This is a genomic window from Pseudomonas sp. FP453, assembly GCF_030687495.1.
In the GTDB taxonomy this organism is placed as follows: Bacteria; Pseudomonadota; Gammaproteobacteria; order Pseudomonadales; family Pseudomonadaceae; genus Aquipseudomonas.
In genome coordinates this window covers 160,976-185,803 of the sequence record NZ_CP117435.1, presented here as the reverse complement: position 1 = coordinate 185,803, position 24,828 = coordinate 160,976, and the positions used below count along the sequence as shown (strand labels likewise).

22 protein-coding genes are annotated in these 24,828 nt (G+C 62.5%); 1 reads left to right on the top strand and 21 read right to left on the bottom strand.

The features are described from left to right. Window positions 1-29: 29 nt before the first annotated feature. Window positions 30-1,697 carry a VWA domain-containing protein gene (locus PSH87_RS00860; protein WP_305432113.1) on the bottom strand — a complete coding sequence of 556 codons (1,668 nt, stop codon included), beginning with the start codon at window positions 1,695-1,697 and terminating at the stop codon, window positions 30-32. A gap of 408 nt (window positions 1,698-2,105) precedes the next feature. Here PSH87_RS00860 and PSH87_RS00855 point away from each other — a divergent pair, with 408 nt between their 5' ends. Further along, window positions 2,106-2,591, top strand: coding sequence for a M10 family metallopeptidase C-terminal domain-containing protein (locus PSH87_RS00855; RefSeq protein WP_305432112.1), 486 nt, complete (start codon window positions 2,106-2,108; stop codon window positions 2,589-2,591). 73 nt (window positions 2,592-2,664) lie between these two features. On the opposite strand, the gene PSH87_RS00850 is transcribed toward PSH87_RS00855, so the two are convergent. From PSH87_RS00850 to PSH87_RS00755, 20 genes are all read right to left on the bottom strand, one after another. After that, entirely contained in the window at window positions 2,665-3,315 is a 651-nt protein-coding gene (locus PSH87_RS00850; RefSeq protein ID WP_017739194.1) for a DUF799 domain-containing protein, read from the bottom strand. Then, window positions 3,312-3,674, bottom strand: coding sequence for a DUF4810 domain-containing protein (locus PSH87_RS00845; RefSeq protein ID WP_017739195.1), 363 nt, complete (start codon window positions 3,672-3,674; stop codon window positions 3,312-3,314). The genes PSH87_RS00850 and PSH87_RS00845 overlap by 4 nt, the downstream gene beginning before the upstream one ends. 29 nt (window positions 3,675-3,703) lie before the next feature. Continuing rightward, on the bottom strand, window positions 3,704-4,384 hold the full coding sequence (locus PSH87_RS00840) for a CsgG/HfaB family protein (RefSeq protein WP_017739196.1): 681 nt from the start codon (window positions 4,382-4,384) through the stop codon (window positions 3,704-3,706). Window positions 4,385-4,428: 44 nt separating this feature from the next. Continuing rightward, window positions 4,429-5,010 (bottom strand): hypothetical protein, encoded by a 582-nt coding sequence (locus PSH87_RS00835; RefSeq protein WP_017739197.1) that lies wholly within the window; start codon window positions 5,008-5,010, stop codon window positions 4,429-4,431. A gap of 219 nt (window positions 5,011-5,229) precedes the next feature. Then, the gene (locus PSH87_RS00830; RefSeq protein WP_305432109.1) at window positions 5,230-5,820 is read right to left on the bottom strand and encodes a hypothetical protein; all 591 of its coding nucleotides are present in this window, start codon (window positions 5,818-5,820) and stop codon (window positions 5,230-5,232) included. After that, the gene (lepB, locus tag PSH87_RS00825) at window positions 5,817-6,605 is read right to left on the bottom strand and encodes a signal peptidase I (protein ID WP_305432107.1); all 789 of its coding nucleotides are present in this window, start codon (window positions 6,603-6,605) and stop codon (window positions 5,817-5,819) included. The genes PSH87_RS00830 and lepB overlap by 4 nt, the downstream gene beginning before the upstream one ends. A 9-nt stretch (window positions 6,606-6,614) precedes the next feature. After that, window positions 6,615-6,917, bottom strand: a complete 303-nt coding sequence (locus PSH87_RS00820) for a hypothetical protein (protein WP_017739200.1) — start codon at window positions 6,915-6,917, stop codon at window positions 6,615-6,617. A 74-nt stretch (window positions 6,918-6,991) separates the two neighbouring features. Further along, entirely contained in the window at window positions 6,992-9,580 is a 2,589-nt protein-coding gene (locus PSH87_RS00815; protein WP_305432104.1) for an autotransporter outer membrane beta-barrel domain-containing protein, read from the bottom strand. A 330-nt stretch (window positions 9,581-9,910) separates the two neighbouring features. Beyond that, window positions 9,911-10,381, bottom strand: coding sequence for a hypothetical protein (locus PSH87_RS00810; RefSeq protein ID WP_305432103.1), 471 nt, complete (start codon window positions 10,379-10,381; stop codon window positions 9,911-9,913). Between the two features lie 111 nt (window positions 10,382-10,492). Beyond that, the gene (gene pgaD, locus PSH87_RS00805) at window positions 10,493-10,975 is read right to left on the bottom strand and encodes a poly-beta-1,6-N-acetyl-D-glucosamine biosynthesis protein PgaD (RefSeq protein ID WP_026137107.1); all 483 of its coding nucleotides are present in this window, start codon (window positions 10,973-10,975) and stop codon (window positions 10,493-10,495) included. Between the two features lie 2 nt (window positions 10,976-10,977). Continuing rightward, a complete protein-coding gene (gene pgaC, locus PSH87_RS00800; protein WP_017739205.1) occupies window positions 10,978-12,318 on the bottom strand; it encodes a poly-beta-1,6-N-acetyl-D-glucosamine synthase in 1,341 nt (446 codons plus the stop codon). 2 nt (window positions 12,319-12,320) lie between these two features. After that, on the bottom strand, window positions 12,321-14,324 hold the full coding sequence (gene pgaB, locus PSH87_RS00795) for a poly-beta-1,6-N-acetyl-D-glucosamine N-deacetylase PgaB (protein ID WP_305432101.1): 2,004 nt from the start codon (window positions 14,322-14,324) through the stop codon (window positions 12,321-12,323). Between the two features lie 12 nt (window positions 14,325-14,336). Beyond that, entirely contained in the window at window positions 14,337-16,817 is a 2,481-nt protein-coding gene (gene pgaA / locus PSH87_RS00790; RefSeq protein ID WP_305432099.1) for a poly-beta-1,6 N-acetyl-D-glucosamine export porin PgaA, read from the bottom strand. Between the two features lie 299 nt (window positions 16,818-17,116). After that, on the bottom strand, window positions 17,117-18,613 hold the full coding sequence (locus tag PSH87_RS00785) for a YdgA family protein (RefSeq protein ID WP_026137108.1): 1,497 nt from the start codon (window positions 18,611-18,613) through the stop codon (window positions 17,117-17,119). Window positions 18,614-18,760: 147 nt separating this feature from the next. Further along, entirely contained in the window at window positions 18,761-19,393 is a 633-nt protein-coding gene (locus PSH87_RS00780; protein ID WP_026137109.1) for a hypothetical protein, read from the bottom strand. A gap of 81 nt (window positions 19,394-19,474) precedes the next feature. Further along, on the bottom strand, window positions 19,475-20,917 hold the full coding sequence (locus PSH87_RS00775; RefSeq protein ID WP_305432097.1) for an efflux transporter outer membrane subunit: 1,443 nt from the start codon (window positions 20,915-20,917) through the stop codon (window positions 19,475-19,477). Then, entirely contained in the window at window positions 20,914-21,804 is an 891-nt protein-coding gene (locus tag PSH87_RS00770; protein ID WP_017739211.1) for an efflux RND transporter periplasmic adaptor subunit, read from the bottom strand. The genes PSH87_RS00775 and PSH87_RS00770 overlap by 4 nt, the downstream gene beginning before the upstream one ends. Next, entirely contained in the window at window positions 21,801-22,010 is a 210-nt protein-coding gene (locus tag PSH87_RS00765; RefSeq protein ID WP_010214247.1) for a DUF1656 domain-containing protein, read from the bottom strand. The genes PSH87_RS00770 and PSH87_RS00765 overlap by 4 nt, the downstream gene beginning before the upstream one ends. Further along, window positions 22,007-24,085, bottom strand: a complete 2,079-nt coding sequence (locus PSH87_RS00760) for an FUSC family protein (protein WP_305432096.1) — start codon at window positions 24,083-24,085, stop codon at window positions 22,007-22,009. The genes PSH87_RS00765 and PSH87_RS00760 overlap by 4 nt, the downstream gene beginning before the upstream one ends. Then, window positions 24,082-24,492 (bottom strand): MarR family winged helix-turn-helix transcriptional regulator, encoded by a 411-nt coding sequence (locus PSH87_RS00755; protein WP_305432094.1) that lies wholly within the window; start codon window positions 24,490-24,492, stop codon window positions 24,082-24,084. Before PSH87_RS00755 ends, PSH87_RS00760 begins: the two co-directional genes overlap by 4 nt. Window positions 24,493-24,828: the final 336 nt, after the last annotated feature.

Genomic DNA, 24,828 nt, shown 5'->3' with positions numbered 1-24,828 from the left:
GCGAACTCCTTTCGATGGATCAATGCAGGTTACCTGTGGGAGCCGGGCTTGAGGCTCTGCGCCAACTCCACCAGTTGCACAAACTCATGGCGCAGCCCAAAGGGGTCATCGCCGAGGGCCGAGCGGGCCAGTGCAGCAGTGTCCCGCAAGCTCATGCTGCCAGTGTAGCGGCCATCGTCCTGGAGCTGTTGGGCGAAGGCGGCCACGGCAGCCGAGAAACGCAGGTCGGCGCTGGCCTGGGTGGGCGGGTTATTGATGGGCCGCTCGATCAGCTTGCTGTCACCGCCGGCTGCAGGCTTGTAGCGCACACGCAACATGGCCAGTTCATCGGCGTTGTTTTGCACCTTGGACCCGGCAGCGTAGCGCAACGGTTCCAACCAGCCCTTCTCGCCCGCCGGGACGATTTCATACAACGCAGTGAGCGTATGCCCCGCACCAATCTCACCCGCATCAACCTTGTCGTTGCTGAAATCCTCACGCTTCAAGGCGCGGTTTTCATAGCCGAGCAAACGATATTCGCTGACGCGCGCCGGGTTGAATTCCACCTGCAGTTTCACATCCCGTGCCACCACCGCCAGGGTCGAGCTGAGCTGGTCCACCAGTACTTTGCGCGCTTCACGCAGGTTGTCGATGTAGGCGTAGTTGCCATCACCCGCGTCGGCCAGTTGTTCCATCAAGTGCTCGTTGTAGTTATCCACACCGAAGCCCAAGGTGGTGAGGGACACGCCGCTTTTGCGCTGCCGGGTGGCCATCTGCTTGAGGCTGTCAAAATCGCTGACGCCCACATTGAAATCACCGTCGGTGGCCAGCAGGATGCGATTGATGCCGTTGTCGATAAACCCTTCGCGGGCCATCTGGTAGGCCAGTTCGATACCCGAGGCGCCCGCCGTTGAGCCTCCGGCGGCCAGCTGACTGATGGCGTTGCGGATCTTGGCCTTGTCGCGACCGGAGGTGGGCTGCAGCACCACGCGCGACTCGCCGGCGTAGACCACCAGTGACACGCGGTCCTGATCGCGCAACTGATCCACCAGCAAGTTCAGGGTGCTTTTCACCAGGGGCAAGCCTTCGCGGCGGTCCATGGAGCCGGACACGTCCACTAGAAACACCAGGTTGGCCGGCGCCAGGTCCGCCACCGCACGATCAGACGCCTGGATGCCAATACGCAGCAGTTGGGTGTGTGGATTCCAAGGCGTAGCGGCGACTTCAGTGCTCACGCCGAAGGGCGAGCCATCGGTGGGCAATACGTAGTTGTAGGGGAAGTAGTTGACCATTTCCTCCAGTCTTACGGCTCCTTCGGGCGGCAGACTACCTTGGTTGAGGAAGCGTCGTACGTTGGCGTAGCTGCCGGTATCGACATCCACGCTAAAGGTCGAGACGGGCGTTTCGGCAACCCGCTGCACCGGGTTGTCCGGCAGGCGCTCATATTGCTCACCAGGCTCGCTGCGATATGGGCTGACCCGCTCGTCACTCATCATCAGCGGTGCCGCCATGGGCGCGGAGGCCGCGCGCTTGACCAGAGCACCTTCGACGCGCACCTGCTCGCTGGGCGGTGCGAGACCGGGCATGACCTCTGCGGCCTCGGTGGGCTTGGCAGCGTTTGGGGACGTGGACACGCCACAACCCGCCAGCGCCATCCACGAAGCGATGGCGAGGCCTTGTGCGACGGGACGCAGGAGCGGTTGGAAATGACGAGACATGGCGGCTGAACCTCGAGGGGTGAATGATGCGTTCACTCCTTCAGACGCGACAGGATCGGTGCTCGGGTTAAACGCCGAGTTTTTTCTTAAACCCCTTCGGCAGATAACGCGGTCTTGAAAGGCGGTGTGTGGTTCTTTTGTTGTCCATCGGCCGGATTTTCGAAAAAAGACCAGACAAATAAAGTGGGAACTCGCCCTGCGCCAACCCACGAACAGAAAAACCACACTCCAGATAGCTGCAACCACGTGCGACAGCGACTCTTAAACCACCATCAGGTAATAGTTGAACGATTGGAGTCCGGTTTGCGCAATGGCAACTTATCGCACCGCAAAAAGACTTTGCCTACAGACTCGACCAAGGATAAAAACAAGCCGCGTTCAACGGTATAACAATGAAAATACATTCTGGTGTACCTGCGTTCTTCACGCCCTACAGCGCCCCGCCGCGCCCACAACGGTGGGTTCAACATCGCCTGTATCTGGGACGGTGACGGCAATGACGCGGGCAACCGCCTCACCGGTGGCCCCGGGGCGGAGCAGAAGCGCGGCGGTGGCGGCGCGGATACATTCGTCTACAACGACGCCCGTGACTCCACCCCCAAGCACCCCGATACGATCCTGGACTTCACCAGCGGCACCGACAAGATCGATGTGTCCGGCGCCCTGCAAAAAGCCAAGGCCCCTGCGCTGAGTTTTGTCCAGGCCTTCAGCGGCAAGGCAGGCGAGACACTATTGGCGTATGACGAAACCACCGGCACGGGCAGTGTCGCCATCGACCTGGATGGCAACGGCCACGCCGACCTGCTGATCAAGACGCATGGGCAGGTCAAACCCGACGACATCGTTCAAAGCGTTGCAAGCAGCCGTTATCGCCTGAACGACCGACGCGACTGAAAGCGTGGCCCACAACGACAAAGGCCCTCCCCGATCGATGCCGGGAAGGGCCTTTGCCTGCGGAACCGAGGACTTAGTCGGTACCGTATTTCGGATTACGCGGACCGTACAGGATCCCCGTGCGTTGCCCCGGCGACAGCAGGCGCGCACTGGTGATACCGGCAATCGGATGCGCCGCGTCGGTAGAACTGTTGATCACCTGCTTGACCGCCGCCGTGATCAGCATGCCCACCAGGCCGCCGCCGTTGTTGTTGCCCTCCTCGCTGGAGGCCCGCGCCGAGCCGGTCCACAGGGTGGTGCCGGTGCGCAGGTCGACCAGTTTGGCCGAGGCCGTCACCGCTGTGTCGCTGGCGATCAGCATGTACTTGGTGCCGTACTCGGTAACGGTGATGTACAGCGCCGCGTCCGCACCAAAGATGTCATGCAGCTTGGTTGGCGGCAGAGCCTGGATATCGTTGGCGGTGGTCAGGCCGTTCTGGCGGAAGGTTTCGTCCACCAGGGCAATCGGCAACACGTAGTAACCGGCTTCGGCCAACGGGTAGGTGACTTGCGACACCAGGCTGTAGGACGCCTGCACTTCCGGCGACTCATTGAGCGGCGGCAGCACCAGGATCGACTTGGGCCGCGCCTGTTTGTACGCGGTGTAGTCGATGGTCTTGGGGGCCGCGCAACCGCCGAGCAAGGCCAGGGCCAGCAAGGCGCCAGTGAGTTTCAATAGGCTCATTTGGTGGCGACTCCGGTCTTGGCGTTTTTCAGCAGAAAGTCCATGTAGGAGGCGGACTCGGGGAACAGTGCCTTCTCGGTGCGGAATTCCTGCACCATCTGGTCGTCCTTGCCCATGCTCAGGTACAGCATGCCCAGGTGCGCGTGGTAACCCGGCGGGGCTTTACGGCCACTGGCGTTGATCTTCTGCAGATCCCGTTCCAGCGCCTCGACCTGCGCTTCCTTGGGCTCGCCCTTGAAGTACTCGTAAACCTGCGGCTGGTAGCTTTCCCATTGATACAGGGGCTGGGGCGCCGTGTGGCACCCGGCGACTACTGCACTTGCTGTCAGCATCAGCGCCAACTTCACTGCCTTGCTCATCCGTGTACTGCTCCTTGAGGTGTTGCTGATCAGTTGCGCGGGTTCCAGGCGCCGGCGTTGATGCCGTCTACCAAGCGGTTGATGGCTTCGCGCATGGCCAGGTCCAGGACCTTGCCATTGAGGGTGGAGTCGTAGCTGGCGGTGCCGCCGAAGCCGACCACTTCACGGTTGGACAGCGCATATTCACCGGCGCCCTGGGTGGAATACACCACTTCGGAAGTGCTGATGTTGACGATGTTCAACGCGACTTTGGCGTAGGCCACCTGGGTCTTGCCACGGCCGAGGATGCCGAACAGCTGGCGGTCGCCGGTTTCTTTGCGGCCGAACTCGGTGACGTCGCCGGTGACCACGTAGTCAGCGCCCTTGAGCTTCTGCACGGTGCCTTTGATCGCCGCTTCCTGGGAGATTTCGCCCATGTTGTCGCGGTCCAGCACGCTGAAGCGGTTGGTCTGCTGCAGGTGGGTGATCAGGATGGTCTTGGCCTGGCCGCCGAGGCGGTCAACGCCATCGGAGAAGATGCCGCGCATGTAGCTGGAGCGGTTGTCGAATTTGCCCACGGCGATCGGTACACGCACGCCGTTGTAGACGACACCGGCGCTGGCGACTTTTTCCACCGGCAAGGCGCGGTTGCTCTCGGTGGCGCAACCGGCCACGCCGAGCAGCGCTGCGGCGGTGAGGCCCGACAGCAGGATTTTGGACAGTGCTTTCACAGAGTGCTCCTAGAGTGAGAAATCAGCAGGTGCGGCAGGTAAAACTAACGAGTGGGAATGTTGCGGATGTCGTTGACGATGTCGCGGCTATAAACACTGAAGTAGAAGCCTTCGACACTGGCGTTGCTTTTATTGGTCACCAGGGCGCCCATGGTCTTGTACTGCTCGAAGTTGCCGATCACGCCGCCGGGCACCTGGTCATACAGGGCCTTGGAAAAGTGCAGCACCTCGGTGCCGTTCTTCCTGACCGCGACCTTGTAGCTGAAATCGACACTGAGCAGCAGCTTGTTGTCGTCGACGATCAGGGTGGCGAGCCCGCCTTTCGAGTCCTGGATATGGCGCGTGTATACAATGTTCATATCCAGCAGATAGTCGGCCTTGTCCTTGCTGGTGGCATAGCGATCTGCTTCGAGCAAGCGTTTCACCATATCGACACCCAGCGCTTGGCGAACCTTGTCGTCGGGCAGGAAGCGCTCATTTTTACCCACCACCTCAACATCAAACGTGTCGAGCCAGAAGGTTGCAGTCTTGGGAATGGTGACCGGCGCCGGAGAGATGTAGTAATCCGGCTTGGAGGCGCAGCCCGCCATGAGGCAGACGGCGAAAAAGAGGACGAGCAAGCGCATGTATGAATTCATCCCTGAACAGTATCGAGCTTTAAACAATCGCGGCATTTTACGGAGTTAAGAGGGGTTCTCAAGTGTATTTGGTCGGTTGCGTGCGCTGTCACTCGGCATTGTCGTTGCCTGGGCGACCGCCATCGCGGGCAAGCCCGCTCCCACAGTTGACTGCATTCCAATGTGGGAGCGGGCTTGCCCGCGATGGCGATAGCCCAAACACCGCAATTATTGCGGCCGGCACACGTTGTAAGCCTGGTTCTCGGCGACTTCCTCCATGTGATGCCCAATCACCGTATTGAGCACCAACTGCCGCTCCGACTTCCCGGTCGCACGGTACGCCGAGCCCTGGGCATCGGTCTGAATCCGGAAACCGCCATTCGCCAGTTGCTTGACCAGTTGCACGCGCCTGGCCCTATCGCCATTGCCGCGATGATCGCTCGGCGACAGGAACACGTAGCGCTCCTGCTGCAACAGCCACACCGGCCGATCACTGCTCTCGCTGGCAAACACATAGGCACAATCCACCGTCGCCACCGGGAAACTGGCCTTGCGCACATAGTGCCCGCCCTCATACCCCACCAGCGTGACAAGCCCGGGTTGCACCACGGCCACCGCGTCCTCGGTCTGCACGCCGTCTTGAACGCCGTAGTTCGAATAGGCCCAGCGCAACGGAATGAACTGCGCCGGGGTTGCCGCCAGGGCGAGGTCGTGGTTGATCCGCGCCTGATCCTCGGCACCGCGATAGGGCACGCCCTGGCAGCCGGCAAGCGCGACGAACCCGAGCACCATCAAGCTTCTGCTGAAAGTCCTGCTCATGGGAACGTCGTCCCGATGCGCGACCGGTCTTCGGAGAACCAGATCCCGGTGATCTTGCCGACCACATCCTCAACGGCGACCTGGCCCATGAAGCGGCTGTCGTTGCTGTTGTTGCGGTTGTCACCCAGCAGGTAGACGTGACCCGGCTCGACTTTAACCGGCGCCAGCTCCATCGACGCCGCGCCGTTCACGCGGTCAGCCGGGGCGTGGAACAGGCCGAGGTTTTCGCCGTTGTGGATCAGCTCGCCGTTGACGATGGCCAAGGTATCCCCGCCCACGCCGGCCACACGCTTGACCGCCTCGGTGCCGTTCCAGCGGTACACCACGATGTCGCCGACCTTCGGCGCACCGGCCTTGAGATCGGAAACGATGTAGTCGCCGATCGACAGCGTCGGCGCCATCGAGCCCGACGGAATGTAGTAGTTCTTGAAGCCCAGCAACGGCCCCCGCAGCACTTCCAGCAGCACGAAGGTGATCACCATCAGCACGCCCACATACAGCGCGTGGAAGCGTTTGCGCGGCACATCCGGCGGGCCGTCGTAGCGACGCGCCAACACCGCCGCCACAATCGCCGAACTGAGCTTGACCGCAATCGCGAAGGCGGCAAACACGTACAGCCCGATGGGCGACGCGATCAGGCCGCACACGCCGAGCAACACGACGCCGCCGTACAAAATCGCGGCGACCCAGATCGCCCATTTGATCCGGCCCACGTAGACCAGTCCCCAGCCCGCCACGAGGCAGGACATCAGGAAGGCTTGCAGGGAGAGTTTTGCGGGTTTCATTGAGGGTCCTTAAGGAAAATTGGTATCCACAAAGTGTTGCGCGAAGTCTTCAGCGTTGATCGGGGTACCGGCGCTGGCAAACTTCTCGGCGTTGGTGCGCCATATCTCTCTGATCTTGTCGGCGACCGTCGCGGGGAAATCCATTTGTGCCTCGATCACCGCCTGCCAACTGCCCGACACGCCGTACACCTCGTGCAGCTTGGGTTCCATGGCACGCAAGGTCGCCTGTTGCTCATCGCTCAGCTCACCGATGGCGGCCAGGACATAGCACTCCAACAGCCGCAGGAACGGCTTGCCCTCATATCGATTCATAATCCCTCTCCAAAATCACACCGCCCCTGTGGCGAGGGAGCTTGCTCCCTCGCCACAGGGGCGGTGGTTACCCGTTAGAACGCGTACCGCGCCTTGAGCATCACGCCATCGGCGTCAAAACCACTGCGCGCCTGACGCGTGTAGCTGGCGCCGACGGTAAAGTCCGCCACCTGGTAGTTCACGCCCACGCTGGCTTCATAGCTGTCACGCGCCACCGACGCACCGGTGACGGTAAACGCCGAACCACCCAGCACATAGTTGGACGTCTGCGCGACACGATCACCCATCAGGTCGTGATACGCCATCAGTGTCGCTTCCGGCTGCAAGCTGCCCGCGCCCATCGGCAGGTTCCCGGCCAGGCGCACACCGGCGCCCAACTCACCCACTTCATACCGCTGCGAACGGGTGCTCAGCGCGGCCGACGAACCCTTCTCGTCGTAGCCGTCCATGCGCACATTGGCATAACGCGCGGCCACACGAGGCTCGATCACCACTGCCTGCGACGGCTTGAAGCTGTAGCCGCCGATCACGCTGGCGGACAACACGTTGCTGTCGTAGCTGCCCTTGGCCGTGGTGCCGGCGATGTGGCGCTTGCTCTGGTTGTCGTTGTGGCCGTAGCTGAGGCTGCCATCGACAAACCAGTCTTGCAGCGACCAGTTACCGTACAGCGACAGCGCGTGGCCTTCGACGTCGGTCTTGTTGCCCAGATCGGAATGGATGTTGGAGTTGAGGTAGCTGTAGGCCACGCCCAAGGTGGTGGTGTCGTTGACCCGACCGTCCACACCCACCGCCATGCCGCTGCTGTTGGCCGAGTAGCCGTTGGCGCCGCCGCGACCGTCCTGGTCCATGTTGCTGCTCAGGCCTTGCACCCACACGCCGCCGCGCTGCTGGCTTTCACGCTGCTCGGTGAGGCGGTTGAAGATCGCGCCGTTGACCACGGTTTGCCCGGACAAGGCCACGTCCAGCGCACCGCGGTTGACGTCCGGCTGGAGCTGGTCGCTGATCTGCGCCAATTGCGCGGCCGTGCCGGCGTTGGCCAGGGCCTGGAACACCTGGTCGTCATTGCTGAGGCGACTGAGCACGTCGTTCTTGAAGGTATTGACCGCCGTGGCCGAAGCAGCGCTGGCGCCCACACCGGCGAGTTCTTCCTGGACTTGCGCGTCGGCCTTGACCGCCACCACGGCCTTGACCGTTTGCGCATCGGCCGAATAGCTGAGCACATCGAGCAGCGCCGAAGCACTGTTCACGGACAGGCCGTTGTCTTGCACGCTGGAGGCTTGCAGCAGGGTGTACTGCGTGCCGTCGTTGGTGCTGGCGAAGTCGCCGGGGTTGGCGCTGACGGTCAGCTTCGAGGCGTTGGCGAAGGTGGCGTTGCCGTTGACCGTCAGGTACGCCGTGGTCGGCACCACGCTGTCGGACAGGTGCATGTCGATGCCGGCGCCGTTGGCGACGTTGAGGTCGCCGGTGAGGGTGGTGCCTTGTGCGGAGAGGTTCAGCGAGCCCGAATTGACCGCGACCGGCGCGATGATGCGCGTCCCGGTGAAGTTTGCCTGGCCGGCGACATTGACTGCGTTGAGGTTGAGCAGGTCGCCGACGATGGCGCCGCCGGTCCAGTTCAGCGTCGCCAGGTTGGCGGCGTCCACGGCAACCCCTGAGTGGCTGCGGATTTCGCCAGCTTGCTGGTTGATTTCAAACGGCGAGGTTTGCTCAGCGGCGTTCACCAGGATCGCGGTGCCGTCAGCGGTGATGGTGCCACGGTTGACGATGCCACGGGCGCCGCTCGCACTGTTGGTGGCGAACGTAGCGCCCTGGAACTCGAAGGCGCTGGCATCGGTGCCCTTGGCTTCAAGCGTGCCGGTGTTGAGGATGTAATCGATGGTGCCGTTGTAAAACAATACGCCGCGCGCCTCGCTGCCATTGGCAGAAACCAGCCCACTGTTTTCGATACGCAGCGCGCTGGTCACGGTTTCCACCTCAATGCCCAAGGCATACTCACCGGTGGCGATGATCGAGCCGGAGTTGAGGATCTTGCCGCCGATGGTGGTCGGGGTGGCGCCGTCGATATCAAGGATCAGACCCGTGGCGCCACGGCCGTCCATGTTGATCACGCCAGTGTTGGAAACGTCGCCGCCAATGGTGGTGCCGTGCAGGTAAATACCTTCGCCACCGCCCACGAAACCCAGGGTCGGTGCATTCGGCTGCGGCGCCGTCGAGCGGATCGTGCCCGAGTTGATCACACTGCCGCCAATGGTCGCGTCGCCGATCTCCAATCCTTCATAACCGCCGTGGCTCATGAGGATATTGCCGGCCTGAATCACGTCCCCCGTGATGGTGCTGGTGGGCAGGTTGTTCGGGCCGGCCCAGTACATCGGGTCGATGGTCATCGCACGGAGCGTTTTACCTTGCGAGTCCAGCGTAATGTCGGCGCGGTTGATCAGCGAACCCTGGATGTGGGTATCGGTAAAGCCCAGGCCCGCTGGCAGGGTGGTGCTGGGGTCGACCACTTGGGACAGCTGCCCGGTGATGGTGACGGGCTCGTTGAAGGTCTCACTGGCCCAAATGTTTTTTCCTTGGCCCAGGTCGAACTCAACGGCCAGCACCTGTGTGCTGATTGCGCCAACCATGATGGCCAACAGGGTTTTCTGGAACGGCTTGCGCTTCATTTCTAACTCCATGAACGACGGCTCACTGCCGCCAAAAGGCCCGGCGGCAGTCGGTGTACCGAGTGAAAGGATCAAGTGATCCGCGTGCATTCCCCCAGGGCGCCCGCATAAAACTCAGGCGCACGAAGGCGCACCGCAAGGGGCGGTGGCAGGCAGGGGAATAAGGGGGGAAGGTTCACATCAATCCTTAATGTCATTTGAAAACGCTGCAGTCCATGCAGCCCGACCGGTTATGGGGTGGGCGGGGTAATGACATTGGAATAAACGGAATGTTCAAACGAAGTGCAGGAGGGGCGGAGCTTTGTGAACTGGGTCGCAGTTAGGGAGCGATCATCGACACTTCCACACGATTGCGAAAGGCAGCTCGTCGCTGAGGATTTCAGGCGAGCGAAAATAATAAGAGGCAGACGCGTTTTCCAGACTCTTGTGGATAAATGCGCCGTCAGTCATCACGCGGTAGGAGGCACATTCCATAAACGAGCCCTCAGCTAGCGCGTTTTTTATCTGGCCATAGGTCCCATCGGCCCCCACCGGCAGCAATTCGGTCGGTGGCGGGCGTACAGCCAGGTCATCGTTTTCAATGTCCATGGAGTAGGCTCTGCGAAAGCCGGGTTCACTGCTGGCCCAGTAGACGGATAACAAACCGTGCTTTTCCTTTCCTTCATCTAGAAAAGCATCCGCCAAGAAATAGTGTTCGTCTGAAACCTTGTAGACACCCTCTTCCAGGGTGACAACGCACTGCGCTCCTACATCGACAATGTCACCAGTCCGGGCGCTGAGCAGCGATGACCATTCCTGCATGTTGAAAGCCTCAAGCGTGGGTGGCAGTACTGAGACAGATGTTGGCCGTGCGGCCGCCATCGCGGGCAAGCCCGCTCCCACATTTAACCGCATTACACCTTCAGGCGGTATTCAGCTGACGCCTTTGTCGCGATCCTGACCCGGCACCAAGGTCAATGTCGGCTTTTCCACATCACGGGAGACATGGGATTTCACTTCCTCCACACCGCCCTCTTCGTCGTTGTGGATCACCAGCACACCCGGCTTGCGCAGTTGCTCCAGGTCACCCTCGCCAAGCTTGAAGCTTTCGCTGAGGTTCTTGTCGCTGAGGGCGTTGGCCTCGGCACGGCGCTGGGCGAATTTGCGGCCCTTGCGTTGCTGGTAGCGCGCCCAGGTGACCAGGATCAGCGCGTTGAACAACGCGATCCACAGGTAGATCTGCAGGGTGTTGAGCGCGGCGAAGATCGGCGCCTCGATACGCGGCCCGCCGTGGGTTTCCAGCATGGCGTTGATGCCGCGCGCCAGCAGCCAGATCAACCCGGCCCAGGCCAACAGGGTCAGCACCACGTCGACGATCCACATCACGGTGTTTTGGCGAGTTCTGATCAGCTTCATGATCACACGTCCTCATTGGCTGGTTTGATCCCGCGGTCCGGGCTGACCCAGCGCGCGCGCTTCTGATGCTGGTTGAACAGCACCTTGGGAAAACTGACCAGGGTGGTGAACAAGCTGACCAGCCAGAACACCATCGGGTACCACACCGTCCAGAACAGGGTTTTCCACAGGTCTTTTTCGTAGCGCCGGTCAATCAGGATGCTCACGGCAAACTGCACCAGGCACACCATCGCCAGTACCAGGCCGGTAAACGCCGGTGGCACCAGGGAGTCCACCGCGATCGCTTGCGGCAACACCATGAATTTACCCAGGCCCCAGAAGATCACCGAGAGCAGGAAGGTGAAGGCCCAACCGGTGGACAGGCAGTACTCGAACAGCAGCGGCCACAGGTAGCGATGGCGCCATTGCCAGATGCCACGGATATTCTTGAACAGCACTTCGGCGCCGCCCTGGGCCCAGCGCAGGCGCTGTTTCCACAGGCCGCCGACGGTTTCCGGCATGAGGATCCAGCACAGGGCACGGGGCTCGTAGAAGATCGCCCAGTGATCGAGTTGCAGCTTCCAGCTGACGTCGATGTCCTCGGTGATCATGTCGGTGCTCCAGTAGTCGATGCGGTCCAGCGCCTTTTTACGGAACGCCACCACCACACCGGACACTGTAAAGATCCGCCCGAATACCCGCTGCGTACGCTTGATCAAACCGATGATCGAGGAGAACTCGCCCACCTGCACCCGGCCGATCAAGGTCGAGCGTGTGCGGATGCGCGGGTTGCCGGTCACCGCGCCGAGGCGTGGGTTGTCGAGCATCGGCGCGACCATGTACGCCGCCGCATTGCGGTCGAGCAACGCATCGCCGTCGATGCACACCAGGTACTCGCTGCGCGCGGCCACGGCGCCCATGCGCAAGGCCACGGCCTTGCCCTGGTTCTGCGCCAGGTGCAACACGCGCAGGCGCGGGTGTTCCAGGGCGAGGGCATCGAGGACCGCAGCGGTGTTGTCCTTGGAGCCGTCGTTGACGGCGATCACTTCGATGTTCGGGTACACCTGGTCCAGCGCCGCATGAATGGTCTCGGCCGCGTTATCGCCCTCGTTGTAGCAAGGGATGATGATCGAGATCAGCGGGTTGCCGGCCAGGGTCGGCGCCGGAGTGTCCTCTTCCCACGGCCAGTGGCGTTCCCAGTGCAGCCAGAAGTACAGGCCGCCGGCAATCCACAGCGCCGACATGAACAGCGGGTAGAAAAACACGAAGTCCATCAGGAACTGCCCGGTGACCAGGAAGATCAGGCCAAGAGGCACACCCAACACCAATGCCAGCACGAATAAAGCCAGGATTCTGTCGAACATGGTCAAGGGTTCCATTGGTTGGAAATGGCCGGACGTATGGTCTTCAGGTCCGGGGAGTTTTCCAGGAAGTTGTCCGGGTAGTAGCCAAAACTGGTGACACCCTGGCGCTTGAGCACGCCCATCCATTCAGCCAACTGCTCGGCGCTGATGTCCGGCGCTTCCTTGGTTCGCCAGTCTTTGGCTTGCAGTTCGAACACGGTGCGGTCGAGCGCGCCGGGACGAGCCTTGACGGTAGCCACCAGTTTTTCCAGCCAGGCGTTGGAGTTTTTCAGCGTCTGGCCTTCCATCAGCGGCATCGCCATCGGCGCGGTCCAGTCGTAGGTCTGGAGGAAGTCGTCGAGGTTCTGTGCGAACCAGGTTTCGCTCTGCGGGTTAAGCATCGGCTCGGCGAAGATATTGCGCGCGGTCATGATCTGCGGGCCACGGATCGCGCGAACTTTGGCGGTCAGCTCGTTGGTAAAGTCGATCAGGTAACGGCTCTTGAAACGGGTCCAGCGCTGCATCACCGCCGGGTCGGCGCGCAAGGCTTCGATGGTGTTCGGCAGACCGTTGGCGGCATAGGCCTTGAGCGCCGCAGGGCTGGCGTCTTCAAAGTCGTTGAACACCGCATCATCGTGATACAGCACGCCATCGAGACCACTGTTGCTGATACTCGCCAAGTCTTCGTAAATCTCGCCGATGATCTTGCGCACCTCTGGATCGAACGGCGACAGGCGCTGGTATTGATCGGGGTCGAGGCCGATATGGCCGGTTTTCGGGTCCCAGCGGGTGACGCGTGGCAGCTTGGGGTCCAGGGCAAAACTCAGCACCGGCATCCAGGCATAGACGCTGGCATGGGCACGGGTGTGCAGTTGCCAGGCGACACGGTTGAACAGGTCGGCACGCATCGGCAAGTGGCGGTTGGGGAAGTACAGCGAGTGCACCAGGCCGTCGCCCTTTGGATCGGCATAGGCTTGCAGGAACACCGTCACCGCGCCCATGTCCACCACGCGTTGAATCAGTTGATCGAGGTTGCGCGCCTGTTGGGCCGGGTCCGGGTCGTAGACATGGTCGAGGTCCACGTGCAGCACGCGCATCGGCGCCTTGGTCTGCACGGCCACGATGCTGTTGGCGTAATGTTCGCCGTCCGGGTCGGAGGCCACCAGGAACCGCGGGCTGTTCATCAGCTTGGTGGAGTCGTCGAGACCATCGTCCAGGGTCAGCGCCATCTTGTAGCCGTGTTCATCGACCACTGCCAGCGACGTGCCGTCGGCCGCACCGTATGGCCATACCCACACCCGTGGGGCCTTGCCGGTCACTGCACGGATCTTGTCGGAAATCGCCTTCACGTCAGCGCGCATGCGCGCCTGGAACTGCGCTTCGGTTTCATAACGCTTGGTCGCCGGGTCATAACGCCGCGTGGTGGCTGCCGGCTCGAGGTTGCCCTGGGGGTTGCCCAGGATGCCTTTGTGGTTGTTGTCGGTGTGCGCGGCGATTTCCACCAGGCCCGACTGGGACACTTCGCGGATCTGCTGCCAGGTCAGGAACTCGCCGCGCGGCCGTGGCTGGCCGGCAAAGTCCACCGGTTGGTTCATCGGCGTGTCGATCCAGTAGCCCACCGGCGCCAGCAGGGCCGGCCAGCGGTAGGCCCGCAGGATCGGCATCACCCGCGTGTAGAAGCTCGAATAACCATCGTCAAAGCTGAGCATGACGGCCTTGGGTGGCAGTTCAGGCCCACCGTTGCGGGCCGCGAGGATCTGATCGACGCTGACCGCCTGGTAGCCGTTCTCGCGCAGCCAGGCCAGCTGCTCGATCAAACGTTCAGTGCGCACCGCCACCACCGCCTGATCGGGGTCGCGATCCTCGACGTCATGGTAGGCAATGCCGAGGAAATGGTTTTTCGGCCACGCCACTTCGTTGGGCGCAACAGGCCGCTCGGCGGGAGGGGTAAAAGGTGCGGGTTGCTGGGCGCAGGCGCTGGCCAGCATTACGCCCAGAATCAACAGGCAACGGCTGAGGACGGTCATGGTCAGGCTCTTCTAGAAACGGTAAGTGAGGTCGACGAGCAGGCGCAGATCGCGTTCGCGATCGCCGTCGTAAGGTCGGCTGATCAGGCTCAGGTTCGCGCCGGCTTCCAGTACGTCATTCCAGCGGTAGCGTTGGCCGTAACCCACCAGACCGATGCCACCGGTGGAATAATCCTGCTGGCTATAGGTGCCCGCACCGACCTGGAACTGCTGACTCCACTGAGTCTCGTAGCGGTGATAGAGCACATGGTTGATGTTGATGACCGGCAGCACGGTGAAGTCCGACTTCGGGTTGAAGTAGATCGTGTCTTCCTTGCTGTTGCGGCTGGCGCCGACTTCCAGGCCCAGGTCCACTTGCACTTTCGGCGAACTGTAGAGGCCTTCGCGGCCACTGAGCAGGGCTTCGAAGCGGTCGTTGCCGTCGCTGAAGTGGGACGGGCTGAGGGTCAGTTTCCACTCGCGGCTTTCGTTGGCGCGCCAGCGGATGAAACCGCTGCCGCCGTTGGCCGTGATCCCTTCATTCAACGCCCGCAGGGGGGTGGTGGACAGCAGGTAGCCGAGGCTGCCGCCGTATTGCCAGTTGTCGTTGATATCCCGCGCAATCGACACCGCTGCGCCTTGTTTGGAACCATCGCCGTAGGAGTGGTTGGACACCTCGGCCTCGATGGTCATGTCGCGGGTGCGCCGCTCGACGCCGACCACCTGCCAACGGTGGTGGCCGGTGCCTTCTTCAAAGTCGGCGGTGGCATAACCGGCGCCGGCGAACAGGCGCCAGTCTTCGTCGATGGGCGGCGTGTAGATCCGGCTTTCAATGCCCCAGTCACGGCTGCCCGAGACGGCACCGGCGTCGCCGTTGTTGCCGCCGCCGAAGCTTTTGCCGGTGTAGGCTTCGACCCGCAGCTCGGCCATGTCATGCACGTCGCGCAGGCGTTGCAGGCGCTGGACCTGGCGGTTGTCCGGGTTACGGGCGACCACATCGTCGGTGAGGATGTCGAGTTGCCGCCATTCCTGCAGGTCCAGGGCCGTGAAGCCTTGGGACATCTCCAGGCCGATGTCACGCGGGCCTTGCGCCTCTGTCTCCTTGAGCACACGCTCGGCGCGCCGTGGCCAATCGCGGGCGCGGTACATTTCCGCTTGCGCCAGGCGCAGCCCGATGCTGCCAGGCGCCTTGCCCACCAGCTCTTCCAGGGATTTCTCGCTGGACGGCAAATCAGCACCATAGGTGCCGGCCTGCGCGGCCAATTGTTGGGCGTCCATCCACTCATCGTTGGGGTTGCCGATGGGCAATCCCTTGAGTTCAACCCGGGGTTTCTGGCTGTCGGCCAGGTTCTTCGCGACAGTGCGCGCCTCGTCCACCTGGTCGTTTTCGAGCAAGGCGTAGAACAAGGCGGTGCTGTCTTCCACACGGTCGCCGACGTCGGCATCGGGCGCCGTAATCGCCTGGCGATACAGCGGCGCGGCCTTTTCCGGCAGGCGCTGGTCGAGGTAGGACGCCGCCACCCAACGCACGGCATAAGTGGGCAATTTCACCCCTTCGGCCTGCAGCGTTTCGTACTCGCGGATCACCTCGGCGGTGCGCGCGCGGGCCTTGAGTGCGCCGAGGCGGTCGATGCGCCACACCACCACGTCGTCCTTGGCGGTGGGGTCCGGGGTCCAGCGGGCGAGGAGCTTGTCGTAATCCTGCAGGGCGCGGTCGGCAATGACGTAGCGTTCCTTTTCGCTGCGCGTGGCGAACTCGGCCATGCGCACGCGCTCGGCGGCCAAGTCACCCTCCAGGCGGCGCTGGGTCACTGGGTCGATAAGGCCCGGGCGCTTGGCCGCCAGGCGCAACGCCGGCTCCGGCAAGCGCGCCTTTTGCAGGGCGACGATGTATTCGCGGGCAACTTCCGGTTTGTCACCGGCGCGGATGAAGGCCTGGTCGAACTCAAACAACGCGTCGTAGTTGAAACCGGCGCGGGTCAGCGCGTAGCCCAGGGCCATGCGCCGGTTGGGGTCATTCGGGTTGGCCGCTACCAGCGCGCGGGCACGTTGCACGGCTTCGGTGGTTTTGCCGCCGTCGGCCTGGGTCAGGGCCAGGCCCAGTTGCAGGTCGACATTGTTCGGCTCACGCACAAGTGCCTGGCGATACACCGCCTCGGCTTGCGCCCACTGCTTCTGGTTGCGATAGGTCCGCGCGACGGTGGCGAGCGCCTGGGGCGTCAAGGTGCGGTTTTTGCCCTGGGCCTCGTACACCTTGAGCACTTCGGCGTCCTGCCCGGCCCAGCCGGCAATCACCAGGTGATCGCTGACCTGGCCCGGCGTCTGGCGCTCGGCAGGCAGTTGGCGCAATTGGGTCAGGGCCGGCGTGAAATTGCCGTTGCGCGCCTGAATGATCAGGGCATCGTAGGCAGGGTCGGCCACGGCGAAAGCGGGCATCAGCAACTGGCTGCACAAGGCTGCCCCGATCAGCAGTCGTAACCGGCCTGTGGCACTGAGTGGGAGGTTTCGCAGCATATCGTGAGCTTCCTTACACACGGAAAGCTGTAACGATAGGTGGTCCTGAGCAATTTGCATCAGGGTGTCGGCGTCTCGTGACCCGACCTAGCTTTCCTGTAGGAACTATCCCTTAAGAAAGTAGGGGAAAGCCCAATTCAGAACAATTGTTCAGAATTGGCAGCGAATCTGAAATACGAATGGGGGAGCGGACTTGCCCGTGATAACGGGGCCTCAATCGACCTGAGCGTCGATTGTTTGACCCTGATCACTGGCACTTCCACTCCCCCATTATTTATTTCGGGGTGAAGGCAGAATCGTTACTGCGCGCCGCTCATCGCACCGGCTTTGGCCAAGACGAAGCCAATGAATTGCTCCACGGTCATCTTCTGGCCGTTGAAGGTCACTTCATTGTTGGCGTAGTGCAGCTTGGACACCACGTCGTTGCCCACCAGGGTCGCCAGTTGGGTGCCGACCGCCATGCCACTGACCATCTCGGCCGCCATCTGCGATTGCTGCTCGATGGCTTTCGGGTCGGTCACGCCACCGGCCTGGGCTTGCAGGGCAGCAATGTCGCTGATCATCGGCTTGGACAAGGTCAGGTTGGCATCCAGCAAGGCAATGATCTGCTTGCCCAGCTCAACCGGTGGCAGCTCCATGGAGGATGGTTTGGTCAGGTCAAGGATCAGGTTGAACTTGCTTTCGCCGTGGGTGGTTTTCAGCGACAGGTTTTCCAGGGCCACTTGCGGCTTGGCTGCCAGCAACTGGTTGACGTTGGCTTCGGCCAGGGTTTGCTCGGCTTCGGTCAATTGCAGCTCCGGTACCGGTTGGCCCGCAGCGGCAGCGGCTTGCACCGGCTGCATCTTGTCCTGGTACAGCTTGGTCAGCAGCAGGCCCGACGGCACGTCGATGTTCTTCACGCTCACGGCCATGGCCGCGGAGCCGACCGGTTTGCCCTGGTAGCCGATCTCGTCGATCTTGTAGTCGACGCGGCCGTCCATGGTGTTGTCTTTGACGGCGCTGGTGTCTTTCTGCTCGAAGCCCTTGAGGGTCAGCACGGTTTGTTGCGGGCCGACGGTCAGCTTGGTGTCGGTCAGCTCAACGGTGTTCTGCCCGGTGTAGAAGCCGAAGGTGGATTTTTCCAGGTTGCTGGCCACGGTCAGGCCGGCCAGGTCGGCCGCAAAGGGCGTGCCGTCGCCATCGACGGCGGTCAGCTTGAGGCTGTTCATGTAGCCGTTGACCTTGACCTTCTTGCCTTCGGCGCTGCTGTCAAAGTCCAGGTTGAGGCCGGAGAAGCTGGCCGAAGACTTGTCGTCCTTGAACTCCAGCGGCAGCAGCTCGAAATTGCCGCTGACCGAACGGTTGTAGCCAATATTGGCCACGCCTTTGAGCGGCGACACATCTTTGGCGGCGGCGAACCATTTTTCAGTGGTCGGGTTCTTTTCCAGCGAGTAGTGACTGGTGGCCATGACCGGCAGCCACTTCAGCGACACCAGGCGCGAGAACGGCAGCGGGCCGTGTTCGATGTGGTCGACGAAAAGCAATTCCGGGTTCGGATTCTGTTCACCGAAGAACGAACCCTGGGCCTTGAGGCGATAGTGCGCGGTGCTGCTGAACAGGCCACGGTCCAGGGACACCAGCTCCAGGTCCAGGCGCCCATCGACGCCGGCCATGGAACGTTGCAGTTCCTTGTTGGCGTCCTGCACCGCCGTTTGCAGCACCGGCTCCAGCTGCTTGCCGGTGTACCAGGCGCCGCCTGCACTGACAGCGCCTACAGCGACGACAAAACCCAAAAGAACTACGGCTGGCTTATTCATGAAGTGACCTGATCAAATCCTGTGAGAAGTGGGCTGTCTTCCTTGAACCCCGAAAGGGTTGGCTCAAGCCCGCCAAAAGCGGGGGAAGATTAGCACTGGCGGCCGCGAACGGCCCAGCTTTTCAGAGGGGTCAGGTCAGCAGATGGTTCACGAATATTCCGATTCAATCTCATCGAGCTGGTGATCGAAACTCTTCAACCGCGCCGTCCAGGTGTACACCAGCACCTCAAACTCGCGGTGGATCACCGCATTGCCCGGGGTGTCGGCCTTGGGGTCGCAGAAGTCCAGTTGGTAGCGCTCGCGGGCCATTTGCGTGGCGACGTCGGACAATTCACGCGCGTTATTCAGCCAATGCCTACCGTCGGCGACTTGCTGATCCAACGCCACGCACTGTTTTTTCAAGGCTTCGAGGCTTTTTTCCAGAGGCGTGCCGGTGAGTTCGCCCATGACTTCCTGGAAGGTGCGCCCCGGCTGCCAATAGCTGCCCCAGAAATAGCGGTCGAACACGGTTTCGACGCGGCGCAGCGCAACCTTGGTGTCCCAGATCGCCACGCGGGTCTTGCCTTGTTCGAGCAGTTTTCGCTTCACCCGTTGGTTCTGGTAGGACGCCCAGGCCACCACGCCGATGGACAAGGTGCCGATCACCAGGCAGGCGCTGTCGAGAAACACCATGGCCTTGTCGATTTGGTGAGCGAGCATGACGCCGTAGAAGTAGGCAGCCGATAACAACACCAGTGCGAAGAACACGCACCAGAAAGCGGGAGCATAAGGGTTTTTCATTATTGGAATCCCCATGAGCAAACGCGAGCAGTGTCAGGTGAATCGTCACGGCGACTCACCTGACAAAGCATAGCTATAAGCTCAGGGTTTGCTGGCCGACGCCGCTTGCGTTCGTCCGCTTTCCCAACCGCCGCCCAAGGCCAGGAACAAGTCGATCTGGCTCATGGCAACCTGGGTGTTCGCCGCCGCCAGCTGTGCGCGCACATCGGTGTAGGTGCGCGTGGCTTGCAGGTCGGCGAGGAACGACGCGCGGCCGGCCTGGAAGAAGCGGTGGGTCTGGTCCGCCGCTTCCTTGGCCGACTCGCCGGCATCGTTCAACGCATCACGCCGTTGCAGTTGCGCGGTGTATTGCGCCAGGCCGGTCTGGGTTTCGCGGATGGCGTTGAGCACCACGCCGTCAAAATGCGCCAGGGCGCCCTGGGTCGCGGCTTCGGCTTCGTGGATGCGCGCGCGGGCGCCGTTGGTCGGCACGGTCCAACTGATCAGCGGGCCAAAACCCCAGCGGTTGGTGGGCGCGGTGCCGAGGTTATCGAGGATACCCACAGTGCCCACCGTGGCGCCGATGCTGATGTCCGGGTACAGCGCACCGGTCGCTACGCCGATGCGTGCAGTGGCGGCGGCCAGTTGGCGCTCGGCCTGGCGCACATCGGGGCGGCGCTTGAGCAGCGCGGCGCCGTCGCCGACCGGCAGCAATTGGGCGATATGCGGCAGCTCGGCGCAGGTGCCGGTGCCCGCAGGCAGTTGGTCCAGCGGCTTGGCCAGCAGCATCGACAAACGGAACAAACCGGCCTGTCGCGCGGCTTCGTAGCGCGGCATGTCGGCGCGCAAGGATTTGTATTGGGTTTGCGAGCGGGTCACCTGGGTTTCATCGCCCCGCCCGGCGTCGCGCAGGCGCTGGGTGAGTTTGGTGCTCTGGCCTTGCAGGTCGAGGGATTCGTTGGCAATCGCCAGCTCTTCGTTGGCCGCGCACACCTGGGTGTAGGAGCGCACTACGTCGGCCACCAGGGTGATGCGCGCAATATCGGCGGCAGCCTGGGCGGCGTCGGCGCTGGCCTGGGCGCTTTCGATGCCGCGTTGCAAGGTGCCCCACAAGTCGAACTGATACGAGGTGCTGATGCCCACGCTGCCGATATTCGCCACCGGGACTTTATCCGCGAGCAAAAACGCCTCGCCGGATTCCTGCAAACGCTGGGCCTCGGCCTTCACGCCGGCATTCCAACCGCCAGCGGATTCGGCTTGCTGCACCTGATAACGCGAGCGTTGCAGGTTGGCGGCGGCCACGCGCAAATCGGTGTTGGAGGCCATGGCCTGGCGCACCAGCTCATCCAGGCGCGGGTCGTTATAGAGCTTCCACCAATCCGCCGGCACGGGCGCCGACACCACGTTGTTGCCCTCGCCCGCGATTGGCCCTTGCAGGTCGCCGCGCTTGACCGCTGCCTCATTCGGCAGCGTGTAATCCGGGCCCACCGCCTGGCAGGCCGACAGCATCAGCCCCAGCGCGGCAATGGCCAGCCGTTGCTTCATGGCTGCTCTCCGTTCTTGACCGTGTCGGGAATGATCGACACGGTGGCCGTCCGCCCGGCGATCATGCGGAAGTCCGCCGGGACCTCTTCAAACGCGATCCGCACCGGAATGCGCTGGGCCAGGCGCACCCAGCTGAACGCCGGGTTGACGTTGGGCAACAGGTTGGCGCCGCTGCTGCGGTCGCGGTCTTCGATACCGGCGACGATACTTTGCACACGTCCACGCAGGCGGGCGTTGTCGCCGACCACGCGGATATCCACCGCCATGCCGACGTGGATGCCGTCGAGCTTGGTCTCTTCGAAGTAGCCGTCGATATGGAAGGAATTGCTGTCCACCACCGACAACACCGGGCGCCCGGCGGTGACGAACTCCTGGTTGCGCGGCGCACGGTCGTTGACGTAGCCGTCCACCGGGCTGCGGATCACCGAGCGGTCGAGGTTGAGCTGGGCCGAATCCACCGTCACCTGGGCTTCGGCCAGGGCCGATTGGGCACGGGCCACGCGGGACTGGCTTTCTTCCAGTTGCTCGCTCGGCACCAGGTTGCCCAGGCCACGGTTGCGTTTGTATTCGCGGCTGGCCTGGGCCAGGGTTTCCTGGCGGTCGGCCACGGCGGCCTGGGCTTGGCGCAGGGCCAGCTTGAAGCGGTCCTGGTCGACGGCAAACAGCACCTGGCCTTTGCTCACCAATTGGTTGTCGCGCACGTCGACTTGCTGGATCAGCCCGGACACGTCGGGGGCGATCTGCACGATGTCGGCACGGATGTGCCCGTCGCGGGTCCAGGGCGCAAACATGTAGTACATGACCATGCGCCACACCACCACGACCGCAAAGGTCACGATCAACAACGTGAGGACTACACGGCCGATGGTCAAAAAGGGTTTTTTCATGTCATCAGGTATCGACTGAGTGAGTCCACCGCGCCCAGCAACAGCGCGTAGAGCCCCACGTTGAACAATGCCCGGTGCCAGACCAGGCGGTAGAAGTGGAGCCGGGTCAACAACCCGTGCACCACCAGAAACAACACGTACGTAATGCCCATCAGCACCAGCAGCGTGGGCAGGAACACCCCGCTGATATCCAGATCACCGATCATAAAGGCGCTCCATCGGGTAGCGGCGCTTCCTGCTCGGTGCCGCCAATGAATTCCACGCCAGGCAACAGCGCCAGGCGCAGGCCGGCCAGCGCGTGCAGCAGGTGCACGCGGGTGTCGTCTTCGTCTTGCAGGCCCTGGCCGTTGAGGGCGCGGCGCGTGCGGTCGAGGGTCATCAGCAGACCGCTCGGCGCGGGCAAGCGTTCACCGGCCTTGAGGCAGGCCTTGAAGTAACCGCCGACGCCTTCGACCACCTGGTTGAGCAGCACCCGTGGCACACCGAGGATGCGCGGCGAGTAGGCCAGCAGGTCGAGCAGGTTCAGCGCCACCCGCAGGTCGCGCAAGGCGACGCCGGTGTCGTGGCCGATGATCGCCAGGCGCGGCAGGTGCTGCATCAGGCGGTCGAGCATTTGCGCGGCAAGGTGGCGGTGTTCGTTGAGCGTTGCCGGTTCAGTCATGCCGACGATGTCGTGCCAGCTGAAACGGGTCAGGCGCTTGGCCGCCAGTTCGGCGCCGAAAGGCCGCGCGATCAGCGTCCACACGAAGGCAAACAACAGGCCCACCGGCCCGGCCAGGTTGACGTTGGCGAAGTTGAGGAAGTCCGCGTCATAGGCGCCCTGGATGCTGATGAACGACGAGGTGTTCACCAGCGTCAGCAACATGCCCAGGTAGAAGCGCGGCTGCACGGTAAGGGTGCCGATGCAGATAAACGGCACGGCAAACGCCAGCACCAGCATCGGGAAATCGTGCAGGTTGGGCAGCACCAGAAACAGATAGAGGCTGGCAAACAGCACCGACATTGCGGTCCAGAAAAAGAAGCGGTAGATCTGCGGCGCGGGGTCGTCCATCGAGGCGAAAAAGCTGCAGGCCACGGCGGCCAGGATCACGGCGCTGCCGCCGTCGGTCCAGCCCAATAGAATCCACAGCACCGAGGCGACGATGATCGCGGTGACGGTGGAAAACGCCGAATAGAACATCAGGCCACGGTCGAGGAACGGCGTGAGGCGGCCCAGGCGCCAGTGGCGGTAGACGGCGCGCCAGGTGACCTGGCTTTCGCAGGCGATGGCGGCTTGCAGGCTGCGGCAGTCTTGCCACAGGTCGATCCATTCGCCGAGGCGGTACAGGGCGTTGGAGAACAGTAGGGTGGGGCGTTCGTCCAGCGCTTCGCCAACCGGTTGCAGGGCTTCGACCTGATCACGCAGGACGCGCCAGCTGTCCAGCGAAGCGTCTTTTGCACTGCTTTGCAGCCACTGGCTGGCCGCCTCCAGCAGCGGCGTGAGTTGCTCCAGATACTGCGGCGCACGCTGCTCGACGGCATACAGCGCATCGTCGAGTTCCTCCACCACCGGCAACAGGTGGATCATGCGCCCGCGCAGTTCCTTGGTGTTGCGCACCGTCTGCGGCCGCGCGCCTTCGTGGGGCAACTGGCCGATCATCAGTTCCAGGGTATTGAAGGTGGCGACCATGCCGCCGCGCAGGCTGCTGACTTCTTCCGGCGTGACGTTGCGGGTCAAAAAGCGCTGGCTGTAGACCTGGGCGTCGGCAAACCACTTGCTCACCGAGCCGTCGAACACCGGCATCAGGCGCCGTGGCCAGAACATCGCGCCGACCACCGCCGCCACGGCGATGCCGAGGAAGATCTCTTCGGTACGTGCTTCGGCCACGTCCCACACGGCCAGCGGGTTATCCACCACCGGCAAGGCGATCAGCGGCAAGGTGTAGCCGGCCAGCATCAGCGCGTAGTTGTTCGCGGTGCGCAGGTGCATGGAGAGGAACAGCAAAATGCCCGTCCACAAGGCAATCACCACCACCAGCACATAGGGCGACTGCACAAACATCGGCACAAAAAACACCGCCGCCGCCGCGCCCATCAAGGTACCGATGGCGCGGTACAGCGCCTTGGAACTGGTGGGGCCGACAAACGGGCTGGAGACGATATACACGGTGGCCATCGCCCAATACGGACGCGGCATTTGCATCAGCATGGCGATGTACAGCGCGATCATCGAGGCGGCGAAGGTGCGCACGCCGTAGAACCAGTCGCGGGCCGGCGGGAAGCCGCTGAAAAATCCGTTCAAAGGCTTGCCGCCTCAAAGGCGCGCAGCACGCGCAAGGCGGCGGCCATGTCGTCGGGCGCGATGTCGGCGAGGACTTCCTTGCGCAGGCGCACCAGTTGCACCTCCACCGCCTGCACCAGCTCACGGCCACGCTCGGTGAGGCTCAAGGCCTTGGCGCGGCGGTCGTGGATATCTTCGGTGCGGCACACGTAGCCGCCGTTGCACAGTTGGTCGAGCAGGCGCACCAGCGACGGGCTTTCCATCCCCGACGCCTGGGCGACTTTTACCTGATGCACACCGTCGCCCAGGCGGCCGATCATCAACAGCGGCACGGCGCAGGCTTCGGAAATACCGTAGCTCACCAGCGTGGACTGGCAGATTTTGCGCCAGTTACGGGCGCCCACCACCATGCTGCTGCTGAGGTTCATCTGGAGTTGTTCGAGGGATTGAGGCACTGGATAGTTCGCATACAGTTAGTTTGCTAACTATCAATATGGTGGATGAATGGGAGGCCGTCAAGTTTTGAAACAATTTCGCGGATGAATGGAAAAAATGAGGATGGGCTTTTCCTAACGCGGGTCAGTCAAGCACTGGAAAGAACAAAAACTAACCTGTCGCGAGGGAGCTTGCTCCCGCTGGGCCGCGAAGCGGCCCCAAGAATGGGACTGCTGCGCAGTCCAGCGGGAGCAAGCTCCCTCGCCACAGGTACTGAGTTCGCCCTTGGCTGGTTGGCATTAGGGCCTGCCCCTACTTTGGAGCCACGC